Source organism: Streptomyces lucensis JCM 4490, from assembly GCF_014650035.1.
Taxonomy (GTDB): Bacteria; Actinomycetota; Actinomycetes; order Streptomycetales; family Streptomycetaceae; genus Streptomyces; species Streptomyces lucensis.
The window spans coordinates 1-547 of sequence record NZ_BMUE01000062.1 but is presented as its reverse complement, the minus strand read 5'-3'; the positions used below and the strand labels follow the sequence as shown (position 1 = coordinate 547).

The following is a 547-nucleotide window of genomic DNA, read 5'->3' as shown; positions in this document are numbered from 1 at the left end:
ATGTAGACGCGGGCGTTGTCCACGGGTTTGCCGATAGGCGCGACGACCGGCCACGCACTCGGATCCGGCGGCAGCGTATGGGCGGTGATGGCGTGCGTCTCGGTCGGTCCGTAGATGTTGTGCAGCCGTCGCCCGGGCACCGCGGAACAGAACTCCCGGAGCCGGTCGCCGAGCGTGAGAGCCTCGCCGCCCTGGTACAGATCGGTCAGCGAAGGCAGCGCCAGCCCCTGCGCGTTCGCCGCCTCGACCAGGGACTCGATGGCGAGCGTGGGTCCGCAGATCTCGTTGACCTGGTGCTGGTCGAGCCAGCGGACGAACTCGTTGGGATCCCGCCGGATCTCGTCATCCGGCACGACCAGGGTGCCGCCGTACACCAGTGGACTGAGGATCTCTTCCAGGGAGAAGTCGAACCCGATCGCGGTGAACTGGGCCATGCGCCGTCCGGGCAGTCCCCCGAACCTTCCGGAGTGCCACGTCACGAGGTTGATCAGTGCCTTGTGGGGCATGACGACGGCTTTGGGGCGGCCGGTGGAGCCTGAGGTGTAGA

Annotated in this window: 1 protein-coding gene; it reads right to left on the bottom strand. The window is 67.5% G+C overall.

Features of this window, described 5'->3' with window-relative positions; all coding sequences use genetic code 11:
• Positions 1-506, bottom strand: a 506-nt coding sequence (locus IE177_RS34650; protein WP_229816421.1) for an AMP-binding protein, incomplete at its 3' end; no start/stop codon positions are given.
• Positions 507-547 lie beyond the last annotated feature (41 nt).